General features: G+C 46.6%; 23 protein-coding genes. 11 read left to right on the forward strand and 12 right to left on the reverse strand.

The annotated features are described in order from the left end of the window. Positions 1–27: 27 nt before the first annotated feature. On the reverse strand, positions 28–831 hold the full coding sequence (locus tag LVJ83_RS12065) for a carbon-nitrogen hydrolase family protein (RefSeq protein WP_244784911.1): 804 nt from the start codon (positions 829–831) through the stop codon (positions 28–30). A 94-nt stretch (positions 832–925) separates the two neighbouring features. Between LVJ83_RS12065 and LVJ83_RS12070 the strand changes: the two genes are divergently transcribed. From LVJ83_RS12070 to LVJ83_RS12115, 10 genes are all read left to right on the forward strand, one after another. Continuing rightward, a complete protein-coding gene (locus tag LVJ83_RS12070; RefSeq protein ID WP_244784912.1) occupies positions 926–1,246 on the forward strand; it encodes a porin in 321 nt (106 codons plus the stop codon). A 504-nt stretch (positions 1,247–1,750) separates the two neighbouring features. Further along, positions 1,751–2,386: a TnsA endonuclease N-terminal domain-containing protein gene (locus LVJ83_RS12075; RefSeq protein ID WP_244784913.1), complete on the forward strand. Its 636-nt coding sequence runs from the start codon at positions 1,751–1,753 to the stop codon at positions 2,384–2,386. Further along, the gene (locus LVJ83_RS12080; protein ID WP_244784914.1) at positions 2,376–3,893 is read left to right on the forward strand and encodes a transposase family protein; all 1,518 of its coding nucleotides are present in this window, start codon (positions 2,376–2,378) and stop codon (positions 3,891–3,893) included. Before LVJ83_RS12075 ends, LVJ83_RS12080 begins: the two co-directional genes overlap by 11 nt. Positions 3,894–3,928: 35 nt before the next feature. Further along, positions 3,929–4,291, forward strand: a complete 363-nt coding sequence (locus tag LVJ83_RS12085; protein ID WP_244784915.1) for a hypothetical protein — start codon at positions 3,929–3,931, stop codon at positions 4,289–4,291. After that, positions 4,291–5,286 (forward strand): TniB family NTP-binding protein, encoded by a 996-nt coding sequence (locus LVJ83_RS12090; protein WP_244784916.1) that lies wholly within the window; start codon positions 4,291–4,293, stop codon positions 5,284–5,286. Before LVJ83_RS12085 ends, LVJ83_RS12090 begins: the two co-directional genes overlap by 1 nt. Before the next feature lie 28 nt (positions 5,287–5,314). Then, the gene (locus tag LVJ83_RS12095; protein ID WP_244784917.1) at positions 5,315–5,872 is read left to right on the forward strand and encodes a hypothetical protein; all 558 of its coding nucleotides are present in this window, start codon (positions 5,315–5,317) and stop codon (positions 5,870–5,872) included. A 38-nt stretch (positions 5,873–5,910) separates the two neighbouring features. Continuing rightward, entirely contained in the window at positions 5,911–7,368 is a 1,458-nt protein-coding gene (locus LVJ83_RS12100) for a TniQ family protein (RefSeq protein ID WP_244784918.1), read from the forward strand. Between the two features lie 158 nt (positions 7,369–7,526). Then, entirely contained in the window at positions 7,527–8,783 is a 1,257-nt protein-coding gene (locus LVJ83_RS12105) for a DNA cytosine methyltransferase (protein WP_244784919.1), read from the forward strand. Then, on the forward strand, positions 8,783–10,885 hold the full coding sequence (locus LVJ83_RS12110; protein WP_244784920.1) for an ATP-binding protein: 2,103 nt from the start codon (positions 8,783–8,785) through the stop codon (positions 10,883–10,885). Before LVJ83_RS12105 ends, LVJ83_RS12110 begins: the two co-directional genes overlap by 1 nt. 18 nt (positions 10,886–10,903) lie before the next feature. Beyond that, on the forward strand, positions 10,904–12,271 hold the full coding sequence (locus LVJ83_RS12115; RefSeq protein WP_244784921.1) for a hypothetical protein: 1,368 nt from the start codon (positions 10,904–10,906) through the stop codon (positions 12,269–12,271). Between the two features lie 353 nt (positions 12,272–12,624). Here LVJ83_RS12115 and LVJ83_RS12120 read toward each other — a convergent pair. The 8 genes from LVJ83_RS12120 to rfaQ form a co-directional block, all read right to left on the reverse strand. Then, positions 12,625–13,700, reverse strand: a protein-coding gene (locus LVJ83_RS12120; protein ID WP_101494812.1) for an IS3 family transposase whose coding sequence is annotated in 2 segments (ribosomal slippage) — positions 12,625–13,448 and positions 13,448–13,700 — 1,077 coding nt in all. Because the reading frame shifts where the segments join, the coding sequence is not laid out codon by codon here. A 123-nt stretch (positions 13,701–13,823) separates the two neighbouring features. Beyond that, positions 13,824–14,597 (reverse strand): IS21-like element ISAba8 family helper ATPase IstB, encoded by a 774-nt coding sequence (gene istB / locus LVJ83_RS12125; protein WP_001053379.1) that lies wholly within the window; start codon positions 14,595–14,597, stop codon positions 13,824–13,826. After that, positions 14,597–15,616, reverse strand: a complete 1,020-nt coding sequence (gene istA / locus LVJ83_RS12130; protein ID WP_244784922.1) for an IS21-like element ISAba8 family transposase — start codon at positions 15,614–15,616, stop codon at positions 14,597–14,599. The genes istB and istA overlap by 1 nt, the downstream gene beginning before the upstream one ends. Before the next feature lie 526 nt (positions 15,617–16,142). Then, the gene (oppF, locus tag LVJ83_RS12135; protein WP_244784923.1) at positions 16,143–17,093 is read right to left on the reverse strand and encodes a murein tripeptide/oligopeptide ABC transporter ATP binding protein OppF; all 951 of its coding nucleotides are present in this window, start codon (positions 17,091–17,093) and stop codon (positions 16,143–16,145) included. Continuing rightward, positions 17,090–18,067: an oligopeptide/dipeptide ABC transporter ATP-binding protein gene (locus LVJ83_RS12140; protein WP_244784924.1), complete on the reverse strand. Its 978-nt coding sequence runs from the start codon at positions 18,065–18,067 to the stop codon at positions 17,090–17,092. Before LVJ83_RS12140 ends, oppF begins: the two co-directional genes overlap by 4 nt. Positions 18,068–18,108: 41 nt before the next feature. Continuing rightward, on the reverse strand, positions 18,109–19,017 hold the full coding sequence (gene oppC, locus LVJ83_RS12145; protein ID WP_244784925.1) for an oligopeptide ABC transporter permease OppC: 909 nt from the start codon (positions 19,015–19,017) through the stop codon (positions 18,109–18,111). Positions 19,018–19,105: 88 nt separating this feature from the next. Further along, complete coding sequence (oppB, locus tag LVJ83_RS12150; RefSeq protein WP_244784926.1) at positions 19,106–20,026, reverse strand: oligopeptide ABC transporter permease OppB; 921 nt, start codon at positions 20,024–20,026, stop codon at positions 19,106–19,108. 10 nt (positions 20,027–20,036) lie between these two features. Then, entirely contained in the window at positions 20,037–21,119 is a 1,083-nt protein-coding gene (rfaQ, locus tag LVJ83_RS12155; RefSeq protein ID WP_244784927.1) for a putative lipopolysaccharide heptosyltransferase III, read from the reverse strand. A 231-nt stretch (positions 21,120–21,350) separates the two neighbouring features. Here rfaQ and glnE point away from each other — a divergent pair, with 231 nt between their 5' ends. Next, a complete protein-coding gene (gene glnE / locus LVJ83_RS12160; RefSeq protein WP_244784928.1) occupies positions 21,351–24,044 on the forward strand; it encodes a bifunctional [glutamate--ammonia ligase]-adenylyl-L-tyrosine phosphorylase/[glutamate--ammonia-ligase] adenylyltransferase in 2,694 nt (897 codons plus the stop codon). Between the two features lie 355 nt (positions 24,045–24,399). Here glnE and LVJ83_RS12165 read toward each other — a convergent pair whose 3' ends face one another. The 3 genes from LVJ83_RS12165 to LVJ83_RS12175 all read right to left on the reverse strand — a co-directional run bounded on the left by LVJ83_RS12165 (position 24,400) and on the right by LVJ83_RS12175 (position 25,767). Beyond that, on the reverse strand, positions 24,400–24,876 hold the full coding sequence (locus LVJ83_RS12165) for a hypothetical protein (protein ID WP_244784929.1): 477 nt from the start codon (positions 24,874–24,876) through the stop codon (positions 24,400–24,402). Next, entirely contained in the window at positions 24,798–25,139 is a 342-nt protein-coding gene (locus tag LVJ83_RS12170) for a hypothetical protein (RefSeq protein ID WP_244784930.1), read from the reverse strand. Before LVJ83_RS12170 ends, LVJ83_RS12165 begins: the two co-directional genes overlap by 79 nt. 169 nt (positions 25,140–25,308) lie before the next feature. Then, the gene (locus tag LVJ83_RS12175; RefSeq protein ID WP_244784931.1) at positions 25,309–25,767 is read right to left on the reverse strand and encodes a hypothetical protein; all 459 of its coding nucleotides are present in this window, start codon (positions 25,765–25,767) and stop codon (positions 25,309–25,311) included. Positions 25,768–26,079: the final 312 nt, after the last annotated feature.

The following is a 26,079-nucleotide window of genomic DNA, read 5'->3' on the forward strand; positions in this document are numbered from 1 at the left end:
TTCAGACGGCCTTTATTGCCGCAGCCCCTACAAAAGCCGGTGCCCCAATGCCGGCAAACGGGTACGCACGCTGCTCAATCTGGCCGGATCCAATTTGGCCGCCACCACCCCTTCGCCTTCGGGCAACACCGCCAACACCTCGCCCCACGGGTCGATAATCATGCTGTGGCCGAAAGTGCGGCGGCCGCTTTCATGCTCGCCGCCTTGCGCCGCAGCCAGCACATAACACTGGTTTTCCACCGCCCGCGCCCGCAGCAGCAATTCCCAATGCGCCTTGCCGGTAGTGTAGGTAAACGCAGCAGGCAGCAGCAATACGTCAAACGGCACCTGCGCACGGAAAAACTCGGGAAAGCGCACATCGTAACACACCCCCGCTGCCACACCGGTGCCCTCCACCGCCCAACGCGGCACCGCCGCACCCGGCGCAATCGTATCCGCCTCGGCATAGCGCTCACCCAAACCGGAATAGCCGAACAAATGCATTTTGTCATACATCGCAACCGCCTCGCCGTCACGACCGTAAACCAGCATCGTATTCAATACCTTGCCCGCCTCCGGGCTCTGCAACGGCACGGTGCCGCCAAACAGCACCACACCGCATTCGCGTGCCGCCTCACTCATGGCCGTCTGAAATATTCCCGCACCCAAAGGCTCGGCAAACGCCAGTTTGTCGGTATCTTTCGCACCCATTATCGGCCAATATTCGGGCAGCAACACCCAATCCGCCCCGCCCGCCGCCGCTTCCCGTACCCATCGGCGCATGGCGGCCAGATTTTCTTCGGGGCGGGTAGACGACACCATCTGTATCACCGCAGCATTTATGCTCTGCATCGGCTTCTCCTGAGTTTTGCGTTTTTTAAGATTTCTTCACGGCCAATCTGCTAAACTGACCGTATATTTCCATTTATCCTACAAGAAAACCGCCATGAACAAAACCGCTTTACTGCTGCTTGCCGTTTTTCCCGCTTTGGCGCTGGCCGATGTCAACCTCTACGGCAACATCCGCAGCGGCCTTACCGTGTCGCAAACCGAAATCGGCGGCCGCAAAACCAGCAATGCCTCGGTAGACGACCTCGGCAGCTATATCGGCCTGCGCGGCACACATCCGATCGGCGGCAGCAGCAACGTGATTTGGCAGTTTCAAGACGATGTACCGGTAGGCCGCAGCGATTCTTTGCGCCAGCATTTCCGCCAACGCAAAAACAGCAGCGCCGAGAGCGGCTGGTATGTGGGCGTGTCGGATTAATCATCTATTACCTCTATGCACCCGCTCCCCAAAGCAACCAAACGGCAGCATCCCGCTTATATCACATTGGGCATAGGCATCTTCGGTCAGCCGCTCTGCCGGCCTATTTTTGAATAACTGTCTTTTAAAAACATTCTAAAACCTGAGTGGCTGAGCCTGTCGGCACCGCCCAACCGAAACAAACCCATTATATCCATTCACAAAAATAACCTAATGGCGTCGGCTCGCCGCCTGCTTCGCTTACTTTTGTGAATAACGACAACAATCAGGCCGTCTGAAAACTTTTCAGACGGCCTGATTGTTGTCATACAAATCATGATATGCGCACAGAAGCGTTCTCACCCGCACGCAGCCAACAGGCCACGGCATGCTTGTCGTCCCCCTTCATTGGCTGTAGATTGTAGGATAAGTTTATAAAATTGTAGGAATAGTCTATAAATTATGTAGGATAAACTTATAAAAAAGCTTATAATTTGAACAAGGAAGTTCAGGATGAGCTAGAAAATGAATAGCCCTGCGCGCAAAATTCAGAAATCTGCTGTTAAGAATATTGTTCGTTTTCCTTCAATAAAAGCGAATGATGGAAAGACAATTCTTGTTGAATCCATCTTAGAGTCGAAATATTGTCTTCATTTAGAGTTCGACGCTGAGGTAGAGACATATTTCCCGCAACCTCGAAAATTTGAAGTTTCTGATAATGATGGAGAATGTAATATTTATACACCTGATTTTGAAGTTATTTATACTTCTGGTGTTAGGAAATATGTGGAGGTCAAACCCTCTGAAAATGCTCAAACTGAGCACTATCAATTTCTCTTTTCTCGCTTTTCCAACTTCTTGCAGGGTACTAATACAGACTTCTTGATAGTGAGTGAAATTGAGATCTATCAACAGCCATTACTATCAAACTATGAAAAGCTTTATCAATATAAAAAGCGCCCTTTATTAAAAATGAAGAATCTTCAGCAGTGTGCCGAAGATATTAATGATTCGATGCCATTAGCACAGTTAGTGCATAGACTTGGTGACCGAGCACACTTGAGAGAAATATATTCATGGATTGCGCTAGGATATTTGCGATTTGATATGCGCTCTGAGCCACTGAGTATGACAACAGAGGTGAAATTCGATGTCTGCTGAGTTATGGGAACAAGGTGTAATCATTGAGTTTAACAAGGGTATTCCTTGTCATCGTGCTATGGTTCGGTCTGTAGGAAAAGCAGAAGTCGTTTTAGTAGATATTGAGAATGGAGCCGTATCTAGATTGAGTCGAGAAGAACTAGGTACAGTTTACGCTTCAGGAGGTATTAAATTTCTTGCGGAATCGCGAGATTTTGGGGATATTAAGTTTATTGATCTTTCAGAAGCTGAACAGCGTGAAACCAATAGAAAATATAAATATATCAAAAGGCTTAAAGAAAATGGCATTAGTAAAATTACTGAGAAAAGTGCCAGAAATACGATAGAGGAAGTCGCTTTAGAATTAGGTGAGAAAGCACCACATTGGCAATCAGTAAGAAGTTGGTACGCTAGTTTTGTCGAGGCAGGTCTAAAGATACAAGGTCTTTATCCTAAGCATCGATTTAAAGGGCATAGAAATCCTAAGATTGATGCTAAAGTTGTTGAAATTATTGAATATTGTGCAAAGCGATATTATACACTCAGCCAGTCGTCAATGGCTTCAGTGGTTCGTAATGTTGAAGCTAAAATTATGTCACACAATTTAGATCATCCTGATGCACCGCTTCAGAAGCCAACATATCATACTGTTCAGAACCGTGTGTTAAGTGGGCTTTACCAAACTAAGAGAAAAGGGCGATATGGTGCTCGAGTTTTGCAGGCGGAGCTTGCTAAAGCATTAAGTGGGATAACTACTACTAGAGTCTTAGAGCGTGTTGAGCTTGATCATACAGAGTTGGATATTCATGTTCTACATGATGACTATAAGACTTTACTTGGCCGACCTAATATCACTGCTTTGATAGATCATTATTCTGGAATGTTACTTGGATTCCAAATTTCTTTTGAAGCACCCTCATATGCCTCAGTTTGTTTGGCTTGTTTGAATGCATTCTTACCGAAAAATGACTTTATGAACGAGTTGAAATTGGACGGTGCTTGGCCTGCCCATGGAATTCCTTCGACGCTTGTAACAGACAATGCTAATGAGTTTTGGGGTAAGAAATTTATTGCAGTTGCGGATGAAATAGGGACAGTTTTTCAGTATTGTCCGATTCGTAAAGGTAACTATAAAAGTCGTATTGAACGTTTTTTCGGTATAGTCAATGCACTGGTACTTGATGATCTGCCTGGTGTGGTTAGAAAAATTGGTAAATCTGGTGATGGCTATGACGCAAGGCAAGAAGCTGCGCTCACATTTTCAGAGTTTAAACGCTATTTTGTGAAGTGGGTGACAGAAGAGTATCACCATACACCTCTAGAAGACTCAGATTTAACACCTTATGAAATTTGGGCTAGCTCGGAGGAGTGCTTTCCAGTGCCAGTAGAAGATAAAATGGAGTTGACTACTATTTTACTGGCTACTGCCACACGTACGCTGAATAAAAGTGGTATCGAAATTTTTTCGATGAACTATGACTCAAGTCTTCTTAAAGACTTATTAGAAGAGATGGGCCTGGAGAAATAACTATAAAATACAATCCTTTTGATATTGGTTATATCTTGGTGCTAGACAAGATTAACAAGGTCTATTTAAAAGTAGATTGCCTGAAATATTCTTATGCTTCCAATCTTTCTGAGTTTGAACATAATAAGATTCGAGCTGCTGCAAGAGCTGCTCGACAATCAAAATTTGATAACCTGAATCTCCAAAAAGCTAAAATTCAACTTGCTAAAGAGCGTGAAGAATATCATGCAAGAAATGTTCGAAGAAGTAAGCAAGTAACAACATCTAAAGCCGCAAGATCTGATAAAACGGGTGTCCCTAATATCAGCCTTGTGGTGGACAATTCACATCGTACGATGAAAGTTGATTTTGAGGATGATGGGGATAATCTCAGCTTAAATGGATGGAGTCTGGGCTAATGAAAACTACTTTCGAGGATCGTCCATTCATTAAAAGTCCATTTCTTACAAAAATGGTGAATCTATTTGATTCTTTGCGCAATAAAAAGAAAAAATATGGTGTTGCTTCTTGCATGTTGGTAACTGGAGAATCTGGAAGTGGGAAATCTGAGTTAGCAAAATATTATGCAAAAAATAATCCGAAAATAGAGCAAGTGGAGCGGACACATATCCCTGTTTTACACTACGAATTAAGATCGGTTTCTACACCAGAAGAATTCCTAAGATCGTTGTTGGTCACTATTGGCGATCCACAGTGCGGACGAGGTGCGAGAAACAAAGGTGAACTTTATGAGCGATTGATTACATTGCTTAAGGTGGTTGGCATAGAGTTGCTGATCCTTGATGAAATTCAGGTGATCATTGAACGTCGCAGTGCAAAGGTTGTTACAGGAATTGCAGATTTATTTAAAGACTTAATCAATGATACAGAAATACCGATTATTTTTATGGGAATGCCTTGGAGTAGATATCTCGTTGAATCAAATCAGCAATTAGCACGTCGAATATCATACCGTTACACTATTCCACCTTTTAAGATTAGCAGTAACGAAGATCGTGATGATTATAGAAGGCTCTTGATGTGCCTATCAGAGGCATATGGACTTTCTAAAAGGATTAAATTGGAAGAAATGACAATGTCGCTAAGGTGTTTTAGTGCAACGAGTGGAAATCTAGCAGCTACGGCTAATCTTGTTCGTGATGCTAGGATGATGTCTGAAATGGAAGACATGAAAGTAGATAAGGATTTGTTTGCTGAGGTTCTTAGCAGTTATGGTATTGATGAGCGAAATAATGCTTTTTTACTACCGATTGACAAGTTGGTGTTGAGAGAACTCATCGTTCATTCAGACTGGCATTTTGGGTATAGGGCAAATAAAAACGCAATCATCGATGCTGAATATGTTGAGTTTGGCGTATCAAAAGGCAATAAAGTGTTTTGTTTGGCAGGGTAAATGATAATTTATTTCAAGGTAAAGCATTGTGTTACTTGATCGATCACGACCAAATGATCAGCAAACATTTGATGATTATTTGAATGATTTAGGAAAGAAAAATGGTTTTTCGGATATTAAAGCTTTTAAAAAATTTCTAGTAAATTCTTCTAAAAAGTGGTATAGCACCTATTCTGTTAATAATTTGGATAGATATAGGGCTATTTCTGGGCTATTTCTTGAGCTTGGTATTGATCAAAAAGAAGTATCAGATATTATGCAGATACAATGTTTTAAGTGTCTTGATCGATACCCAGAGATATGGTCATGGAATAAGATAGCTGAGTACGAATGCGTAGGGCCAGAAGCTTACACCAGTAAAACATGTGAGCCATTACAGCAAGTATTTAAAACTAAAAATAAAGAAGAATATTGCGGTTTAATAAAGTGTTCTATGAGTAAGCTCGGACTAAGTACTTCACCACTACCAGATGGGTTCTATTTTGCGGATCTGGCTTCAAAAGAAGAACTAATGAAACGTTTCCGAAACTATAGTGGGATGAAAGAGCTTTCCATAGATAGGCTGATAGCATTAAGATCTCAGTAACTATTAGATATTTTATTATCGATTGTGAGATCATTGAGATGCTTCTCGCCAGACCTAGCATCGAACCAAATGAATGCTTAGTTAGTTATTTGATTCGAATATCAGAGAAAAATGGCTTTAAGCACATAGGTCATTTGCTGCGTCACGCTGGTTTGGCTTGGAAAAATAATCGTGTACCAGTTCATCAGATTTTAACTGGTGAGTTTGATCTCAATGTGTATTTATTGCAGCTTGGGTTAGCAACTTGCTCCTCTAAAATTGAGCCAATATCTCACTCTTTTCAAAATGTTATTGATACGCCCTATCTAATTGTTAAATATCCAAAAGTATGTCCAGATTGTATTGAAGAATTTGGATTCTGTAGATTTGAATGGAGCTTATTGCCATACCTTGCTTGTGTTCGACATGGGAAATTATTGATAGATACGCACTCTGGTACTGGCAAACGACTGAATTGGTATCGTAGGTATTTAAATAAGTTTGATGATACTGATGTTATCAATTCATTAAGTGATGTTGCTCCGTCTGAGGCAATCAAACTCAGTCAATATATTGAAGTACTGTTACAAGGAGGAAATGGAATTTCTTGCCCTAAAATTCTGCAAGGTTTGGAGCTCCGAGAATCTCTTAGCTTAATTCATTTTATTGCTCATTATAGATCAAGGTTATTGGGTGGTTCGTTTCAACCTCTTTCAATGATGAATAGTGAGCTTGCTCAACATTATCAGTATGTATGGGCAATGCTTGAGAATTGGCCAGATGCCTACTACAAATTTCTCAACCAATATCTTGAGCATCCGATGAGCAAGAAAGGTGTTGGTGGCCTACATAAACATTTTAGGGATTTATATGAGTCTCTACATCGTCAGAGTGAAAACAAGGGGATTGCTCGGATAAAATTTGAATTTGACCATTACATAGAGAATTATTGGCCTAGTGTCTTAGAGTCGAAGCGTATAACACGCATCCAGTTCACTACCCGACAACGAAATGTTGTTTCCAGAAAGGAAGCTGCCAAAATTCTTAATTGCCATCCAGATAGAGTAGATAAATTAGTACAACAACAAAAGCTTACACCTCGTGTTTTTGAAGGGAAAAAGCACTATTCCCGTGAACAGGTTGAGGGTCTTGCAATACAGGTATCCTCAAATTGGACGATGGATGAGGCGTGTGAGGCATTACAGCTCACAAGATATCAGCTAAAGCAGTTGTTAGATGCTGGTATATTACATACGCTTCAGCGCCCAGATATGTTTAACCGAGATTGGATCGTTGATAAAGTACAATGCCAAGAGCTGATAGCAAGTTTGTGCCAGAAGGCACGGAAGAACATTCCAGCTTCGGGAGTATTATCAATGACAAGTATGCAGCGCAGAGGCTACTCAATAGTTCGATTAGTTCTAGCTATGCAAACTGGGCAGATTGAATTTGGACAACTCTACGTTGTTGATCATCCTTTAAGTTTTAAGCAATTTACAGATTTTGCTTTCAAATAGTATTTGGGACCACTAAAGATCGATCGTAAGAACCGATAGATTTTGAATAGGAACCGTTGGGGTGCTAGGGTTTTAGCCTTTTAAATGAGTTACTATATTTTTGCTAAATCTTAAGTTTCCTGGTATCCTGGCACTTATTTATTTTCTATTGATGTATTATGTCTAGCACTTTAAAATTTCTTGATTTATTCGCTGGTGCTGGCGGCTTGTCAGAGGGGTTTATTCGTGCGGGATTCAAACCAATTGCCCACGTTGAAGCAGATGCCTCAGCATGCTTTACGCTAAAAACGCGCCAAGCTTTTCATTGGTTAAAAAACAATAATTCGATAGATTTATATTCAAAATATTTAAAAAATGAGATTACTCGAAATGAGCTGTATAGTGCTGTTCCAATAAGTGAAATCGACTCTGTTATCAACGAATTTATTGGTCCAGATACTCTAGATAATATTTTTCAAAAAGTAGATGAACAATTAGGTAAATCCAAATTAGATTTAATTATTGGGGGACCACCTTGCCAAGCCTATTCTCTTATTGGTAGGGCACGTGGAAATATGGATGATGATCCCAGAAATCATTTATACAAATACTATGCTGAGTTTTTGAAAAGATATAAACCTAAATATTTTGTCTTTGAAAATGTGCTGGGACTTTTGACTGCAACAAACCCTAATGGTGAACTCTACTTTGATAAGATGAGAGCCCTGTTTGTCGAAATAGGTTATACAATTGAGTATAGAGTACTATCTGCAAATGAATATGGTGTTCTACAAAATCGTAAACGCATTATTTTGGTAGGCAAACGAGGTCATCGCAGTAAGAAATCTTTTTATCCTGAACCTGAACAATGGCTGCCACAAGCTAATGTGTGGGATCTATTTAAAGATCTCCCTCAAATACCTGCTGGTGGAGGTCAAACTAGGCCAGTAGAGCCGATTAGTAAGCCGTCAGAATGGCTTGAACAAGCTCAAATTTATTCAAATCTTCCTCTAACTTGGCATGAAGCTCGTCCACATTCTAAACAAGATTTAGAAATTTATCAGTATGCTGTCAATTTATGGAATAGTGAGAAAAGACGATTACATTATGATGATTTACCTGAATATTTAAAAAGTCATAAAGGTAGAAATTCCTTTGTCGATCGCTTTAAAGTAGTTGCTGGTAATTTAGCTGCCTGCCATACTGTTGTTGCACATATATCTAAAGATGGACATCATTATATTCATCCAGATATTGAGCAAAATCGGTCGATTACACCTAGAGAAGCCGCTAGAATTCAAAGTTTTCCTGACGACTACTATTTTGAAAATGTATCAGGTAAGCCTGCACGTACTAGTGCTTTTAAACAAATTGGTAATGCTGTACCTGTTTTACTTGCGCAAAAAATTGCAGAAAAATTATTAAAGGATTGGTAATGACTGAAAATTATATTACTTCCGAAGATTTGGCATTTCGCCCACGAGCACGCTTATTGCAAATGTTAGGTGATCAACTAATCGGTTCTTCTCGCCTAGCAATTTTTGAGCTTGTGAAAAATGCTTATGATGCTGATGCCGATACTGTCTTAATTACATTAGATAAAATCAACACCCCAAGTGCAAAAATCATTGTTGAAGATAATGGTGAGGGGATGTCAGCTGATATTATTAAAAATATTTGGCTTGTCCCTGCTCATGATCATAAGGAACAGCAAAAAAAAGAAAAAAGACGAACCAAAGCTGGTCGTTTACCTTTAGGGGAGAAAGGTTTAGGAAGATTCGCAGTACATAAATTAGGAAATGAAATTCAATTAATCACCAGATCTGAAAACTCTGATGAATGTGTTCTTCACATTAACTGGCAAGATTTAATTGATAAACCTTTTCTAGAAGATACCCGTGTAGAAGTAATTACAAGAACACCTATAGTCTTTACGGGAGAAAATACAGGTACTCAAATTACTATAAGTAATTTGAGAGAACAAAGCTGGTCTCGTGGCGATGTAAGAAAACTTTTACGCCAAATTACTTCGATCTCTACACCTTTTAATGAAAAGCGAAGCGACAAGTTTGAAACATTACTTGAAGTTAAAGGACATCCTGACTGGACTGAAGGTGTTTCAGATATTGATAAATTAAAGGAAAGAGCTCCTTGGCATATCTCATTTTCAATCGTCAATGGTTTACTATCTTTAAACTATAATTTTATTGGTGTTCCTGGAATCAAAGTAGAGCCTCGTCAAGAATTATTAGAAAATGAGAAACTTTTATTACCATCAAATGTGAAAAAAAACAAAGTTGTTGTGGAGCCTGAGGACTTACGTGGAATTGGTGATATAAGCGGTGAATTTTTTATCTATGATCGCGATAAACTAGTTATATCTAAGTTTGGAGAGCAGCAACTTGTTGAAAGCTTCCTAAATGAAAATGGCGGTATTCGTGTATATCGAGATAACATACGAGTTTATAACTATGGTGAACCTGGTGATGATTGGCTCGGTTTAGATTTGCGACGAGTCAATGTACCTGGTAGGCATATTAGTCGTAATATCATTGTTGGATCTCTAGATCTTAGTGTTGAAGATAGTTTTGATCTTCAAGAGAAAACTAATCGAGAAGGCTTTATTGAAAATGAGACGTACGAAAGATTCCAACAAATTGTATTAAGTGTACTAACTATTGTTGAGACAGAGCGCCAAAAAGATAAAGAACGTATAAGACAAGTAACTGAAACTGGTAAAAATATAGAAGAGAAAAAAATTGAAAAGCCATTAACTGAGCTCAGAAAACTGGCAAAGAAACATAATTTAACTGAGGAATTAGAACCATTAATTGAGAAAACTGAGAAAAATTATAATGAAATGCGTGAAGTAATGCTTACTTCAGGTTTTAATAATATGGGACTAGCTATTGTTTTTCATGAAGTTGAACATGGCGTTAGATCTTTATATCGGACTATTGAGCATAGCGAAGATATTAATTTAATTAAAGATCATGCCTATGAACTTGTGAAAATTTTAGATAGTTTCTCTGACTTGTTGAGAAAAGGTGATAATAAACCTGCGAGCTTAAAGAACTTAATTCGTCGTGCAAGAGATATTGCCTCAATTCGATTCCGAGCTCATAAAATTCAATTTGTTTGTCCATTCCTTGAAGAAAATATTCCTGATATTGAACAAAAGTATATTTTTAAAATATTAATTGGTTGTTTAAATAATATTTTTGATAATTCAATATACTGGCTTCAGGCGCGTTGGCCTGAAGATACTCTTGGGCAAAGAAAAATTTATATAGATGTACGTAGAGACTTTTATGGTAAAACAGCAATTATTGTTGCTGATAATGGCCCAGGTTTCCAAGATGAGCAAGAACAGTTAGTAAAACCTTTCTTTACAAGAAGGCCTAATGGTATGGGAATTGGCCTATATTATGTAAATTTAGCAATGGAAGTAAATAAGGGGCGCTTAGTGATTCTTGATGATCAAGATGATGTACCAAATGAGTTTGATGGTGCAGCTATGGCTTTAGTTTTTGATTAATTTTAGGTTAGATTAATAATGTTAACACCTCCTCGCTTCGTTGTTTTAGATGATAAAAAAGAGCACTTAGGACCAATTATTGAAACATTTAAGCTTATTGGCTCCTCATGTATTGGTGTTCAATATAATGAAGAGGATGAATCTCATCTATGTCAAGACTATTACAAAGGTGTGAGAGGACTATTTATAGATTTAAATTTATCAGGTAGAAGCTCCATTGGTCATAATACTCATTATGCTGAAATTATAAGAATTTTAGAGTCTGTCATCTCAAGTGAAAATGGACCTTTTATTATGATCTTGTGGACAGATAATCCTCAAGAATGTAGTAATTTAATTCAATATATAGAAGAACGCTTAGATCCTGAAAAGAAATATTGTAAGCCTTTACTTATTAAGCCTCTTTCTAAAACTCAATATATTGATAAAAATAGCAATATCAAGGTAGATACTAGTGAAAACTTAAAGGATGAAATTAAAGGTTTTTTCTCTTCTGTTCCTCAAATAGCAGCACTGTTTGATTGGGAATCAAAAGTCTTGGAGGCTGTAAATCAAACTTTAATTGAATTAATAAATTTAGTTCCAAATGATAAAAGAAATTTCAATGATTATCCATCCGAGATAGATAAAGTACTCAGTTGTATTGCTAGAGAAACTGTTGGAAAAGGTCATGTTGCAACTGATCCTAAAAAAGCACTTAATTTGGCTATTTATCCTATTTTGGTTGATAAAATATTAAATAACACCCCTGATCAAGCAAATATTCAGCTTTGGAATAATGCTATTACACAAGTAGGATCTGCTTCAATCGCTGATGAAAAAGCTGTTGGGAAATTCAACAAGATGCTTCATTTAGCGGTAACTGGACATGAGTCAATGAGTCCTTATGATTGGGGAGCTGTAGTTGAAATACCTTCTGAGATTTTCAATGACGAATTTTGCTTAGGACACTTTGGATATAATCAAAATTACCTTATTAAAAACACATTTTGTTTTAATAGCACAGAAAAGCTTAGGCCTATTCTAATACGTTTAGGAGCATCGTGTGATTATGCACAAAATAAGCAAGGACCTATTCCATATATTTTTGGATTCGTTGTTGAAGCAGAAAAATACCATGAAAGAGAAAGGGACTTTTTAGATCCAGATAAAAAATTTATAAGTAAAAAACTCTCTGACTGGGTATCACCACTATTTAGTTATAGAGATGAAGATCCAGCATTTTATATAGTTTTAAATCTTCAATTAGTAATTTCTAAAGTTAAAGGACAGCTTGATAGTTATCAGACCCTATACAGGCTTCGAGAACAATTGCTGAATCAAGTTATTGTAAGAGCAACTACTTTTGCTTCTAGACCAGGCATTAATGAACTATATGTAAGATAATAGAATGGTTAAGGCAATAAATCTGATATCGAAATATTCAATGTATTGGATAGCTCATAGATTTTTTCAAGTGTAGGATTCACTTCATCTGAGGGTGTTCTAAATTGTGATTCTATATCGTGAGATGAAAAATGTATTTATTTTTGGATTGTGAATTTAATGGCTGGCATGATCAAGGTACAGGGGAGTTGATTTCATTAGGTTTAGTGTCTGCCGACGGCAAATATGAGTTTTATGAAGTGGTGAGCTGTAAGAATCCTAGTCCTTTTGTTGAACAACATGTCCTGCTGTCAACGGCATTCTAAAATTGACCCGGTAATCCTCCCATAAATAACCGAAGTTAAAAGTAGAGGTTAAGCAGCCATTAGAGGTGGCTTTCCTTTGTTAGCTTGATGTGGTCTTTCATGGTTGTAATGCCACAACCAGTTTGTTGCATAATCTTGTACTTCATCCAAAGTATCAAATAAATGCTTGCTCAGCCAACTATAACGTATGGTCCGATTATAGCGTTCAATATATGCATTCTGCTGTGGCTTACCCGGTTGAATATATTCAATACGAATACCATGCTCAGTAGCCCAGCGCACAAATTCGTGACTGATAAATTCGGGACCATTATCGCATCGGATCACTAACGGTTTTTCTCTCCACTCCAGCAATTGATTCAACGTACGAATAACCCTGATTGTGGGCAATGAGAACCCTGCTTCAATGGCTAGGCCTTCGCGGCGGTAATCATCAATCACATTCAATAATCGAAACTTGCGACCATCGGAAAGCTGATCATGCATAAAATCTAATGACCAAACCTGATTTTCTCGGATTGGTTCTTTCAATGGTTCAGGCGCATGCCGTTTTAGTCTTCTTCTCGGTTTAATACGCAGATTCAGTGCCAACTCACAGTAAATGCGGTAAACCCGCTTGTGATTCCAGCAGCAACTCTCAACATGCCGTAAATACGAGAAGCACAAACCAAAGCCCCAGTCGGAATTTTCCTCAGTGAGTTCAATGAGCTGTTCAGCAATGAGTGCATTGTCATCGCTGAGTTTGGCTTGATAGCGGTAGCAGGTTTCACTAATGCCAAATGCTTTACAAGCCAAACGAATACTAATGGCATGCTGGGCAACTGCCTGTTGTGCCATCTTACGCCGGCAAGATGGCTTTACCACTTTTTTGCCATCGCTTCCTGGATGATTTCGGCCTTTAATCGCTCTTCCGCATACATCTTTTTAAGTCTGGTATTTTCGGCTTCTAGCTCTTTCAGTCGAGCCATTAATGATGTATCCATACCACCATATTTGGCACGCCATTTATAAAAGGTAGCATTACTCATGCCGTGTTCACGGCAAAGGGTCGCTACAGGTGTGCCAGATTCTGCCTGTTTCAAGATGGACATGATCTGACTGTCAGTAAATTTAGATGTTTTCATGCAGAATCTCCTGCTCGTATCTTAAGAGAAAACTCTACTTTTAGATCCTATTATTTTTAGGGGGGATTACCACCCCTTTTACCTTACAAATGGCAAAGTAAAATTGACCCCTTTGATCTCGTATTAAGTTTCAACCTGGGGTTGAATCCCAATTCTTTTTTTATCCTTCAAACGATAACTCTCACCCGATATTTGTACCACATGACAGTGATGTAATAGCCGATCTAACATCGCAGCGGTCAACGTGACATCATCCGCAAATGACTTAGACCATTGGCTAAAGGGTAAGTTACTCGTCAATATCGTACTGCCTTTTTCATAACGCTTGGCAATCACGTTAAAGAACAGATTCGCTTCTTCACGTCCAAATGGTAAATAACCAATTTCATCGATAATCAGTAACTTGGGTCCCAGTACCGCACGCTGCATATAGGTTTTCAATTTACCTTGCTGATAGGCTGTACTCAGTTGCAGCATTAAATCCGCTGCGGTAATGAACTTGATCTTAATGTTGTTCATGATGGCCTTATAGCCTAATGCCATAGATAAATGCGTTTTTCCTACTCCGCTAGCCCCCAGAAACACCACATTTTCTGCTCTAGCAATAAAGCTCAGATTGAACAGTTCAATCACCTGTGATTTAGGGGCCCCTAGGGCATAATTAAAATCATAGTCTTCCAGGGTTTTGACTTGAGGCAGGCCTGAGAGTTTCATCAGTACCTGCTGACTGCGCTGTTGCCTGGCAGCATATTCATGCGTCAAGATCGCTTCAACAAAGTCGGCATAACTTCCATCCTGACCTAATGTTTGTTGTGCATGATGTGACCATTGTGATGCGATGGCAGGCAGATTGAGCTTTTGGCAAAGCTGCTCTATGCGGTCGTATTGCAGATTCATCAGGAAACTCCCAGCAACTGGTCATATACAGATAAGGGATGCTGCAAACTCTCGTAGGGCATGACATGCTGTGCTGCTGCAACAGGTACAGTGCTGGAACCTGTATCTGATTGCGGTAATGGCGTAAATTTTTGCTGCTCCTGTTGCAGTCGAACAGCCGGTTTTTCTTGCGTGGTGGCATGAATCCGCTGATTGGCGGTTTCATGCAGCCACCGGCCAATGTGGGCATTGGCGACATCAACATCTAACAGTAAACCCGAAGTCTTCAGGCTTGCTTTCAATGGCACAATAAAGCTTGATTTGAGGTATCCATTAAAGCGTTCAACTTTGCCTTTGGTCTGTGCACGGTAGGGCTTACATACGCGAGGACGAAAGCTGTACTTCTTGGCGCAGTCGAGCAGTTTGGGGTTCCATTTATGCTGCCCCTCCTGATAGGCATTCCGTTCAATCATGATCGTTTTAGCGTTATCAAACAGGATTTCCTGAGGTACTCCTGCAAAGAACTGAAATGCATTTTCTAGACCATCGATCCATGCATCCGTACGTTCATGATCATAAAATTTCACGAAAGTCGCTCTGGAATACCCTAATGTTGCGACAAAGGCTTTTAAAGTCGTGTTGTTGCGTCGAATCGTAGTGAAATCCACCTGCATTTGTTGGCCAGGTTGGGTTTCAAAACGAATGATCGGTTCCAGTTTGGCAACTGGTTTTAATGTTGCAAGATATTCCCTCAAGATCCTGATCTTTCCTGGATATCCCAACCCTAAAATTTCCTGGTAGAGCACAACAGCAGGAATCCATTCAGGATGAGCTGCGTTTACACGTTGGAGTAAATAGGGTTTATATGGGTCAAGGATACTTATTCTAGGCTGTATACGCTGATACTGAGGTGTGGTGTTTTGCCGTAAATATTTACGTACGGTATTTCTGGACACCCCCAGTTCACGAGTAATAGCTTTAATAGATTTACCTTGCTGATGAAGTATTTGGATTGTCACTGCTTGCTCCAAAGTTAACATGTTGAGCAGTCCAAAATGACCGCTATATTAACCAAGGGGGTCAGTTTTTAAATGCCATTAGGGGGTCATTTTTACACTGCCGCTAACACTGCCAATTTTAGGACAATCAGCTATTCCTGTATGGGAGTTAGTTAATAAGCTATGTAGCTTTTTATGGGAAGTGAATAACCAAGAAGATGAGGATATCACTATAGTAGCTGACTATCCTTCAGATATAGAGTTATTCAACCGTATTTTGCTCTTAGGCCAAGGGCAGTGTATCAATGTGCCTGTATTAGGTTTCCTACTCGATTTGTCGCTTACTACAAAGAATTCTGCGATTCCTCATAATGCATTGGCTGATGCTAGAGCTTTGAGTAAAGATTATGCATTGAAGTACGCTCATAAGATCACAAAGTGAGTGAGCTTTGAATTTAGCCCCGCCTGACTAAAGGTGGCTTTTTATAATCTTATCCTACAATTTAATTTATAGACTTATGCTTCAAAAGGCTTAGTTTAGCGGGGCCTAGGCCATTTTTTTATAAAGTTATCCTACAACTGACATTGGCGGTGCAGTTTCGGCACAAACCGCCTTAGCTTCGGGGCAGCGGGTGCGGAACACACAGCCCGACGGCGGATTGAGCGGGCTGGGCAAATCGCCGGGCAGCAGTTGGATCACTTTACGGCGCTCGGCCTGCGGATCAGGCAGCGGCACAGCGCTCATCAGGGCGCGGGTGTAGGGGTGGGCCGGCGCGCCATACACCGCGTCTTTATCGCCAAGCTCCGCCGCCCTGCCCAAATACATCACCAACACACGGTCGGCAATGTGCTTGACCACCGCCAGATCATGGGCGATAAAAATCAGCGCCAAACCCATTTCGCGCTGCATCTGCTTGAGCAGATTCACCACCTGCGCCTGTATCGACACATCCAGCGCCGACACCGGCTCATCGCAAATCAGCAATTTCGGTTCGACCACCAGCGCCCGCGCAATGCCGATACGCTGGCACTGGCCGCCTGAAAACTCGTGCGGATAACGATTGATCAAATTCGGCAACAGGCCTACTTTGGCCATAATACGGCGCACGCGCTGCGCAGTTTCGGCCTTGCCCAAGCCCGGATAAAACGTGCGCAGCGGCTCGGCGATAATGTCGCCCACGGTCATGCGCGGATTCAGTGAGGCCAGCGGGTCTTGAAAAATCATTTGCATCTCGCGCCGGGTCAGCCGCAGGGCGCGGGGCGGCATTCCGATCAGTTCTTGTCCCTGCCAGCGTATGCTGCCCGCCTGTGCTTTCACCAAGCCGATAAGCGCACGCGCCAGTGTAGATTTGCCGCAGCCCGATTCGCCGACAATGCCCAAGGTTTCGCCTGCGCGCAATTGAAACGACACCCCGCCGACCGCCTGCAACAAGGCCGGCGGCTGCCAAAACCAGGCGCCTTCACGCTTCACCGGAAAATGCACCGCCACATTGTCTACCGCCAACAACACCGCGCTCATGCCGCCACCTCCGCGGCCGGCCGCCAGCAAGCACGGCGGTGGCCGTTTGCCGCCGTTTCTGCGGCAGGCATTTTATCCGCACAACACGCCAGCACATCTTGGCAACGCGGCGCAAACGGGCAGCCCGGCGGCAGGCCTGCAAGATTGGGCGGATTGCCTGCAATCGTCGCCAAATCCCCCGCCGGTGCATCCAAGCGCGGCACGGCGCCCAGCAGCCCCACGGTGTAAGGGTGGGACGGCCGGTAGAAAATATCGTCGACCGCGCCGTATTCCATCGCCTGCGCAGCATACATCACCAGCACCTTGTCGCACACGCCTGCCACCACGCCCAAATCGTGGGTAATCATGATGATGCTGGTGCCGAAATCGCGTTTCAATTCATTCAGCAAAGCCATCATCTGCGCCTGCACGGTCACATCCAGCGCGGTGGTCGGCTCATCGGCAATCAGCAGTTTGGGGCGGCACAACAACGCCATCGCCATCATTACCCGCTGGCGCATACCGCCTGAAAATTCGTGCGGATACATCTGCATGCGCTTGCCGGCCTCGGGCATTTTCACCGCCTCCAGCATGCGCACCGCTTCGGCACGTGCCGCTGCCTTGCTCATGCCTTGATGACGCACCAGCACTTCGGCCAATTGCGCGCCCACTTTCATATACGGATTGAGCGCCGTCATCGGGTCTTGAAAAATCATGGCGATTTCCCGCGCACGGATTTGATTCAGACGGCCTTCATCCAGATTGAGAATTTCACGCCCGCCGAATTTTACCGAACCTTGCGCCCGCCCGTTTTTCGCCAGCAAGCCCATGATGGCAAACGCGGTTTGCGATTTGCCCGAACCCGATTCGCCGACAATGCCCAAAGTATCGCCCGCGGCCAAGTCGAAGCTCAGCGAGCGCACGGCGCTGACCGTGCCCTCTTCAGTGTGGAAATCAACTTGCAGATTGCAAACCTGCAACAGAGGAGTGTTCATAAGCTGTTCTTATCTTAAATGGCGGCTTTCAGACGGCCTGTTTAACGGTCTTTCGGATCCAGCGCATCCCGCAGGCCGTCGCCGATAAAATTGAAGCAAAACAATGTTACCACCAAAAACGCCGCCGGAATCAAAAGCTGCCACGGCGCCACCTGCATGGTTTGCGCGCCCTCTTGCAACAACGCGCCCCAACTGGTCATCGGCTCCTGCACGCCCAGCCCCAAAAAGCTTAAAAACGATTCAAACAAAATCATGCCCGGCACCAGCAGCGAAGCGTATACCACCACCACGCCGAGCACATTAGGCACAATATGGCGCAACACAATCGCCGTTGCCGACACACCGCCCACCTCGGCCGCCTCAACAAATTCCCGCCGCTTCAGGCTCAACGTTTGCCCGCGCACAATCCGCGCCACATCCAGCCACGACACCAAGCCGATGGCCACAAAAATAAACACCAGGTTGCGGCCGAAAAACGTAACCAGCAAAATCACAAAAAACATAAACGGAAACGCATTCAGAATTTCCAGAAACCGCATCATCAGCACATCGGTTTTGCCGCCGAAAAAACCCGACACCGCACCGTAAACCGTGCCGAACAACACCGCCACCAACGCCCCCGCCAGCCCCACCAGCAACGACACGCGCGCCCCCACCGCCACCCGCACCAGCAAATCACGGCCGAGCGAATCGGTGCCGAAATAATGGCCGCCGCCCCACGAAGGCGGCGCCTGCATTGCGCCCCAATCGGTAAAATCATAAGCATAAGGCGACAGCAGCGGCACCAACAGCGCAAACGCCGCCACCAGCAGCAACACCGCCACGCTGCCCGCCGCCGCACGGTTGCGCCGGAAACGCCGCCCGGCATCCTGCCACAGGCTGCGGCCGGCCACTTCTTGCACATCTGCCAGAGTTTGCAGCGCCGCTGTTTGGTTTTTAGTCAGTTTCATTATTTGTTCTTGTGTGGATTACTTGTGGTAAAACATCCTGCCAAAGGCCGTCTGAAAGGCCGCGCTTCCTTTCAGACGGCCGCCGATATCAATACCGTATTTTCGGGTCGATTAAGGCATAAATAATGTCGGCCAATGCATTAAACGCAATGGTAAGCACACCCACCAAAATCGTGAGGCTGAGCACCATGCCGTAATCGCGGTTGAGCGCGCCGTTGACAAACAATTGGCCGATACCGGGCAGACCGAAAATGGTTTCAATCACAATCGAGCCGGTGATAATGCCCACAAATGCCGGCCCCAAATACGACACCACCGGCAGCATCGCCGGGCGCAGCGCATGGCGCAACACAATCTGCCGCATCGGCAGCCCTTTAGCGCGGGCCGTGCGGATAAACGGGCTGTTCATCACTTCAATCATCGAGCCGCGCATAATGCGGGCAATGCCCGACACATAAGCCAGAGCCAGCGCGGTAACCGGCAACACCAGATTCGGCAGTGCGCCGCCGCTCCAGCCGCCGGCCGGCAGCCATTTCAGCCACACGGCAAACACCAGCACCAGCAGCGGCGCCTTGACAAAACCGGGAATCACCACGCCCGTCATCGCCACGCCCATGGTAAGATAATCTGCCCAGGTGTTTTGCTTCAAAGCCGCCCACACGCCCAGCGCCACGCCCGCCAGCAGCGCCAGCACAAAAGCATACAGGCCGATTTCAAGCGACACCGGCAAAGCCTGCGCCAACAATTCGTTGACTGTGTAATCTTTATATTTGAACGAAGGGCCGAAATCGCCGTGTGCCAATTGTTGCAGATAGGCAAAATATTGCTGATGCAGCGGCGCATCCAGTTGGTATTTGGCTTCGATGTTTGCCAACACTGCCGGCGGCAGGTTGCGCTCGCCGGTAAACGGGCTGCCCGGCGCCAGCCTCATCATAAAAAACGACACCGTTACCAACACCAGCAACGTGGGGATGGCTTCAAGCAGGCGGCGCACAATAAATTTCAGCATAACCATTCTTTCAGACGGCCTTTGGATACAGCTTTTGCGCAACCGCCTGCCACACCGCCTCAACCGGAATGGCGCTCAACAAGCGGGTCGGGTCATCGGTATTGATGCTGTCGGGGTGCGGCAGCGGGCCGTAATCGCCCGCCCAAATCACGGTGGCCTGATCAGAATAAGGCCGCCAGCGGCTGACCCAACTGGGGCCGAACAGCGCAACCTGCGGTTTATCAAGCGCAGCGGCCATATGCATGGGCACCGAGTCGACCCCGATAAACAGCTTCGCCTCATCAATCGCCGCCGCCAGCTCGCGCAGATTCAAGCAGCCAGACAACAGCCACACTTTGGCCGTTGCAGAGGTTTTCAGACGGCCGGCAATCTCTTCGAGCATGGCTTGCTCCCGCTCATCGGGAGCGGCGGTGAGCACGATATTTTCGCCGTGATCGAGCAGTTTCTGCAGCAAGGCCGCGGTTTTGTCGTTGTCCCAACATTTGAAAAACCAGCGCGAACCGGGGTGCATCAGCACATAATCTTCATCACGCCGCCCGCGTTCGGCCAACTTGGCGCGCAGGCTGTTGCGGTGGGCGTCGGCAATATCCATACGCACTTTCGGCACGATGCCGGCAGGCAGCGCCAACGGATCAAGTGCGGCCAGATGGTGCGCCACAATATGGTGTTCGTGCCCCAGCTCGGCCGCCAGGCTGCTGTGCGCCCAACGCCACAAGGCATTGTTGCGATTGCCCAGGCCGATGCCGGCACTGCGCCTGCCGCACAGCTTGGCCGCCAGCGCCGCCCGCCATTGGCCGGAAAGGTTGATTACCCAATCGTAGTGCTGCGCACGCAAATTGCGGAACAAGGCATATTCGTGGTGCAGATGCCGGCCTGCGCCCTGCTTTTTCCACTGCCTGTCGATACAGAATATCCGCCGCAGTTGCAGATTATCGCTGATCACATCGGCGGTGGCGGCATAGACCAGCATATCGATTTCGCAATCGGGATAGGCCTGCTTGAGCGCATCGGCCACCGGCGTGGCCAGCAATACATCGCCGTGGTGTTGCAGCTTGATAATCAAAATCCGCTTGGGCGGCAAAAGGGTTTGCATAAATAAAACCGCGTCTGCTTTCAGACGGCCTCAACAATAATGCAAAGATTGTAAGTTCAGCATGGGGCAACGTCAATGCAAGCCGGGCTGCGGGCTATCGTGGCCGTCTGAACGGCGGTCAGGCCGGCATACTCGGCGCGGCGGCACACACAGGCCAAAATCGTCATGACTGATACGGAAGTTCCTTGATATAGTATCGGCATTGTGTGTTTATTTTGTTGGAAAGCCGTTATGACCGCCACCGATACCGCCCGCCGCCATTCCCATTACCTCGCCCGCCAGCTCGACAACGGCAGGCTCAAGCCCGAAATCCTTCAGCCCTTGGTGGCCAAAGTGCTGCAAAACGAAGATTTTATGCAGTTTGCCGATTGGCAGGGCTTTCAGACGGCCTTTGACGAAGCGGCACTGGCATGCGCATTGCGCGAATTGCGCCGTTATGTGATGGCGCAAATCATCATCCGCGACCTCAGCCGCCGCAGCGATTTGGCCGAAGTGACCCGCACCATCACCCTGTTTGCCGACTTTGCCATCAACACCGCGCTGGATTTCGCCTACGCCTATTATCAAGACCTATACGGCACGCCCATCGGCCGCTACAGCGGCCGGCCGCAGCATTTGAGCGTGGTGGCCATGGGCAAAATGGGCGGTTATGAGCTGAATGTATCGTCCGATATCGACCTGATTTTCATCTACCCCGAAAGCGGCGACACCGACGGCAAGCGCGAACGCACCAATCAGGAATTTTTCACCAAAGTCGGCCAAAAGCTGATTGCGCTCTTAAACGACATCACTGCCGACGGCCAAGTGTTCCGTGTCGACATGCGCCTGCGCCCCGACGGCGACGCCGGCCCGCTGGTGCTCAACGAAACCGCGCTGGAGCAATACCTGATTACCCAAGGCCGCGAATGGGAACGCTACGCCTGGTGCAAAGGCCGCGTGGTCACACCCTATGCCAACGATATCGCCGCCCTGGTGCGCCCGTTTGTGTTCCGCAAATACCTCGATTTCAACGCCTACGAAGCCATGCGCGGCCTGCACCGCCAAATCCGCCAGGAAGTGACCCGCAAAGGCATGGCCGACAATGTCAAGCTCGGCGCCGGCGGCATTCGCGAAATAGAATTTATCGCACAGATTTTCCAACTGATACGCGGCGGCCAGATACGCGCGCTGCAATTGAAAGGCACGCAGGAAACGCTGTTGCAACTGCAAGCGCTCGACATCCTCGACAGCGATACCGTTACCACCCTGCTCAGTGCCTACCGCTTTTTGCGCGATGTCGAACACCGCCTGCAATATTGGGACGACCAGCAAACGCAAACCCTGCCCGACAACCCCGAGCAGCAGCAATTATTGGCCGAAAGCATGGGCTTTAGCGATTACGCCGCCTTTTCAGACGGCCTCAACACGCAGCGCCGGCAAGTGAATACCATCTTCAACCAAATCCTCACCGACCCCGACGGGCAAAACCACACCTTAGACGACTGCTGGCACTGCGTATGGCAGGAAAACCCCGATGAAGAAGCCCGTTTCGACCAGCTCGCCGCCCAAGGCTTCAATGCCGGCGTGATTGCCAAACGGCTCGACCAGATGCGCGCCGGCCACAAATACCGCCAACTCTCACACACCGCCCAACCGCGTTTCGATGCCATCGTGCCGCTGCTGGTGCAAGCCGCCGCCAAACAGCCCGAACCGACCAACACCTTGTTGCGCCTGCTCGACTTTCTCGAAAACATCAGCCGCCGCTCCGCCTACCTCGCCCTCTTACACGAACGCCCGCAGGCGCTCGACCAACTGGCCGGGCTGATGAGCCAAAGCGCCTGGGTGGCTTCCTATCTGATGCAGCACCCGATTCTGCTTGATGAACTACTCAGTGCACAATTGATGGAAACCGATCACGATTGGGCAAAATTGGCAGCAGAGCTTTCAGACGGCCTCAACAACACCAAAGGCGACACCGAAGCGCAAATGGATATATTGCGCCATTTCCAACACAGCCAGGTTTTCCGCCTCGCCGTGCAGGATCTGGCCGGCTTGTGGACGGTGGAAGCCTTGTCCGACCAACTCTCCGCGCTGGCCGACACCATTCTCGCCGCCGCCATTCCCTGCGTATGGGCCGACACCCCCAAAACCCACACAAACACCCCCAATATCGGCATCATCGGCTACGGCAAGCTCGGCGGCAAAGAGCTGGGCTACACCTCCGATTTAGACCTGGTGTATGTGTATGACGACCCCCACCCCGACGCGCCCGACCTCTACGGCCGCTTTGCCCGCCGCCTCACCAACTGGCTCGGCGCCGCCACCGGCGCAGGCTCGCTTTACGATGTCGACCTGCGCCTGCGCCCCAACGGCGATTCCGGCTTCCTCGCCTGCTCGGTGGCCGCTTTTGAAAAATACCAACGCGAAAGCGCCTGGACCTGGGAACACCAATCACTCACCCGCGCCCGCTTCATCACAGGCTTGGCCGAAGTCGGCCGCGCCTTCGATGCCGTGCGCACCGAAATCCTCACCCGCCCCCGCGATTTAACCGCACTCGCCCAAGAAATCATCGCCATGCGCGAAAAAATGTTCCCCACCCATCCGCCGAAAGAGAGCGACGTCAAATACGCCCGCGGCGGCGTAGTAGACGTGGAATTCATCATCCAATACCTGATTCTCGCCCACGCCCGCGAGCTGCCGCAACTGCTCGACAACTACGGCAATATCGCCCTGCTCAACATCGCCGCCGAAGCCGGGCTCATCGACAAACAACACGCCGAAACCGCCCGCGATGCCTACCGTTTCTACCGCCAGCAGCAACACAACACCAAATTGCGCGATGCGGATAAAGTAGAGATTAACGAAGAAGTGATGGGCTATTACCAAAGCGTACGCGAATTATGGGCACAGGTATTTGGAGAAGCCGTGCGGTTTGAAGCACGTTGAAACAGAAAAAGGCCGTCTGAACGGTGGGCAGATTCGCCAACCATTCAGACGGCCTTTTTATAACCGTTCAGCTATCGTGGTATATCGTGGTATATCGTGGTATAAAGAAAGAAGCGATACAAGGCAGCAAGCCGCAGCCAGGGTGTTCTGACCATTCAGAATGATTCAGATTTTTTGTGAATTTTTTGTGATAAAAGCACAGATACCTCTACTGCATTCGCTGTACACAGACAACACCGGCCAACCACAAACCGAACATACGCCAACGCACAATAAAATTTAAAACAACCCGGCAAAATGAAGCAAACCTGCGGTTTGCCGCTCTCTCCCCAACCCTCCCCCACAGGGGAGGGAGCTAAGTGGCTGAAGCGGTAAGATTGGCGGGAAAATAACGCCGACCAAAATGCGTAACGGTAAAAACACACAACGGCAAAAAACGCGTAACGGCAAACACAACAGCAACCGAATTCCCTCTCCCGCGGGAGAGGGTTAGGGAGAGGGCACAAGCCGTAAGGCTTGAATAACGGTCAGGCCGTCTGAAAATGATGGAGGAAGGTGGAATGATGCAAACCTGCGGTTTGCCGCCCTCTCCCCAACCCTCCCCCGCAGGGGAGGGAGTCAGGTTGCTGAAGCGGTAAGGTTGGCGGAAAAACAAACGCCGACCCAAACGCACAACGGCAAAAACACACAACGGCAAAAAACGCGTAACGGCAAACACAACAGCAACCGAATTCCCTCTCCCGCGGGAGAGGGTTAGGGAGAGGGCACAAGCCGTAAGGCTTGAATAACGGTCAGGCCGTCTGAAATGATGACGGAATGCACAATAAAGCAAACCTGCGGTTTGCCGCCCTCTCCCCAACCCTCCCCCACAGGGGAGGGAGTCAGGTTGCTGAAGCGGTAAGGTTGGCGGAAAAACAAACGCCGACCCAAACGCACAACGGCAAAAACACACAACGGCAAAAAACGCGTAACGGTAAACACAACAGCAACCGAATTCCCTCTCCCGCGGGAGAGGGTTAGGGAGAGGGCACAAGCCGTAAGGCTTGAATAACGGTCAGGCCGTCTGAAATGATGACGGAATGCACAATAAAGCAAACCTGCGGTTTGCCGCCCTCTCCCCAACCCTCCCCCACAGGGGAGGGAGCCAGGTGGCTGAAGCGGTAAGGTTGGCGATAAAAACAAACGCCGACCAAAATGCGCAACGGCAAAAAACGCGTAACAGCAAGCACAACAGCAACCGAGTTCCCTCTCCCGTGGGAGAGGGTTAGGGAGAGGGCACAAGCCGTAAGGCTTGCATAACGGTCAGGCCGTCTGAAATGATGACGGAATGCACAATAAAGCAAACCTGCGGTTTGCCGCCCTCTCCCCAACCCTCCCCCGCAGGGGAGGGAGTCAGGTTGCTGAAGCGGTAAGGTTGGCGGAAAAACAAACGCCGACCCAAACGCACAACGGCAAAAACACACAACAGCAAAAAACGCGTAACGGCAAACACAACAGCAACCGAATTCCCTCTCCCGCGGGAGAGGGTTAGAGAGAAGGCACAAGCCGCAAAGCTTGAATAACGGTCAGGCCGTCTGAAAATGATGATGACGGAATACGCAATAAAGCAAACCTGCGGTTTGCCGCCCTCTCCCCAACCCTCCCCCACAGGGGAGGGAGCCAGGTTGCTGAAGCGGTAAGGTTGGCGGAAAAAACAAACGCCGGCCAAAACGTGCAACGGCAAAAACGCACAACGGCAAACACAACAGCAACCGAGTTCCCTCTCCCGTGGGAGAGGGTTAGGGAGAGGGCACAAGCCGCAAGGCTTGCATAACGGTCAGGCCGTCTGAAAATGATGATGACAGAATACGCGATAAAGCAAACCTGCGGTTTGCCGCCCTCTCCCCAGCCCTCCCCCACAGGGGAGGGAGCCAGGTTGCTGAAACGGTAAGGTTAGCGGAAAAACAAACGCCGGGAAAAAACACCGCAACGGCAAACACAACAGCAACCGAATTCCCTCTCCCGTGGGAGAGGGTTAGGGAGAGGGCACAAGCCG

It is taken from the genome of Uruburuella testudinis (genome assembly GCF_022870865.1).
Lineage (GTDB): Bacteria > Pseudomonadota > Gammaproteobacteria > Burkholderiales > Neisseriaceae > Neisseria > Neisseria testudinis.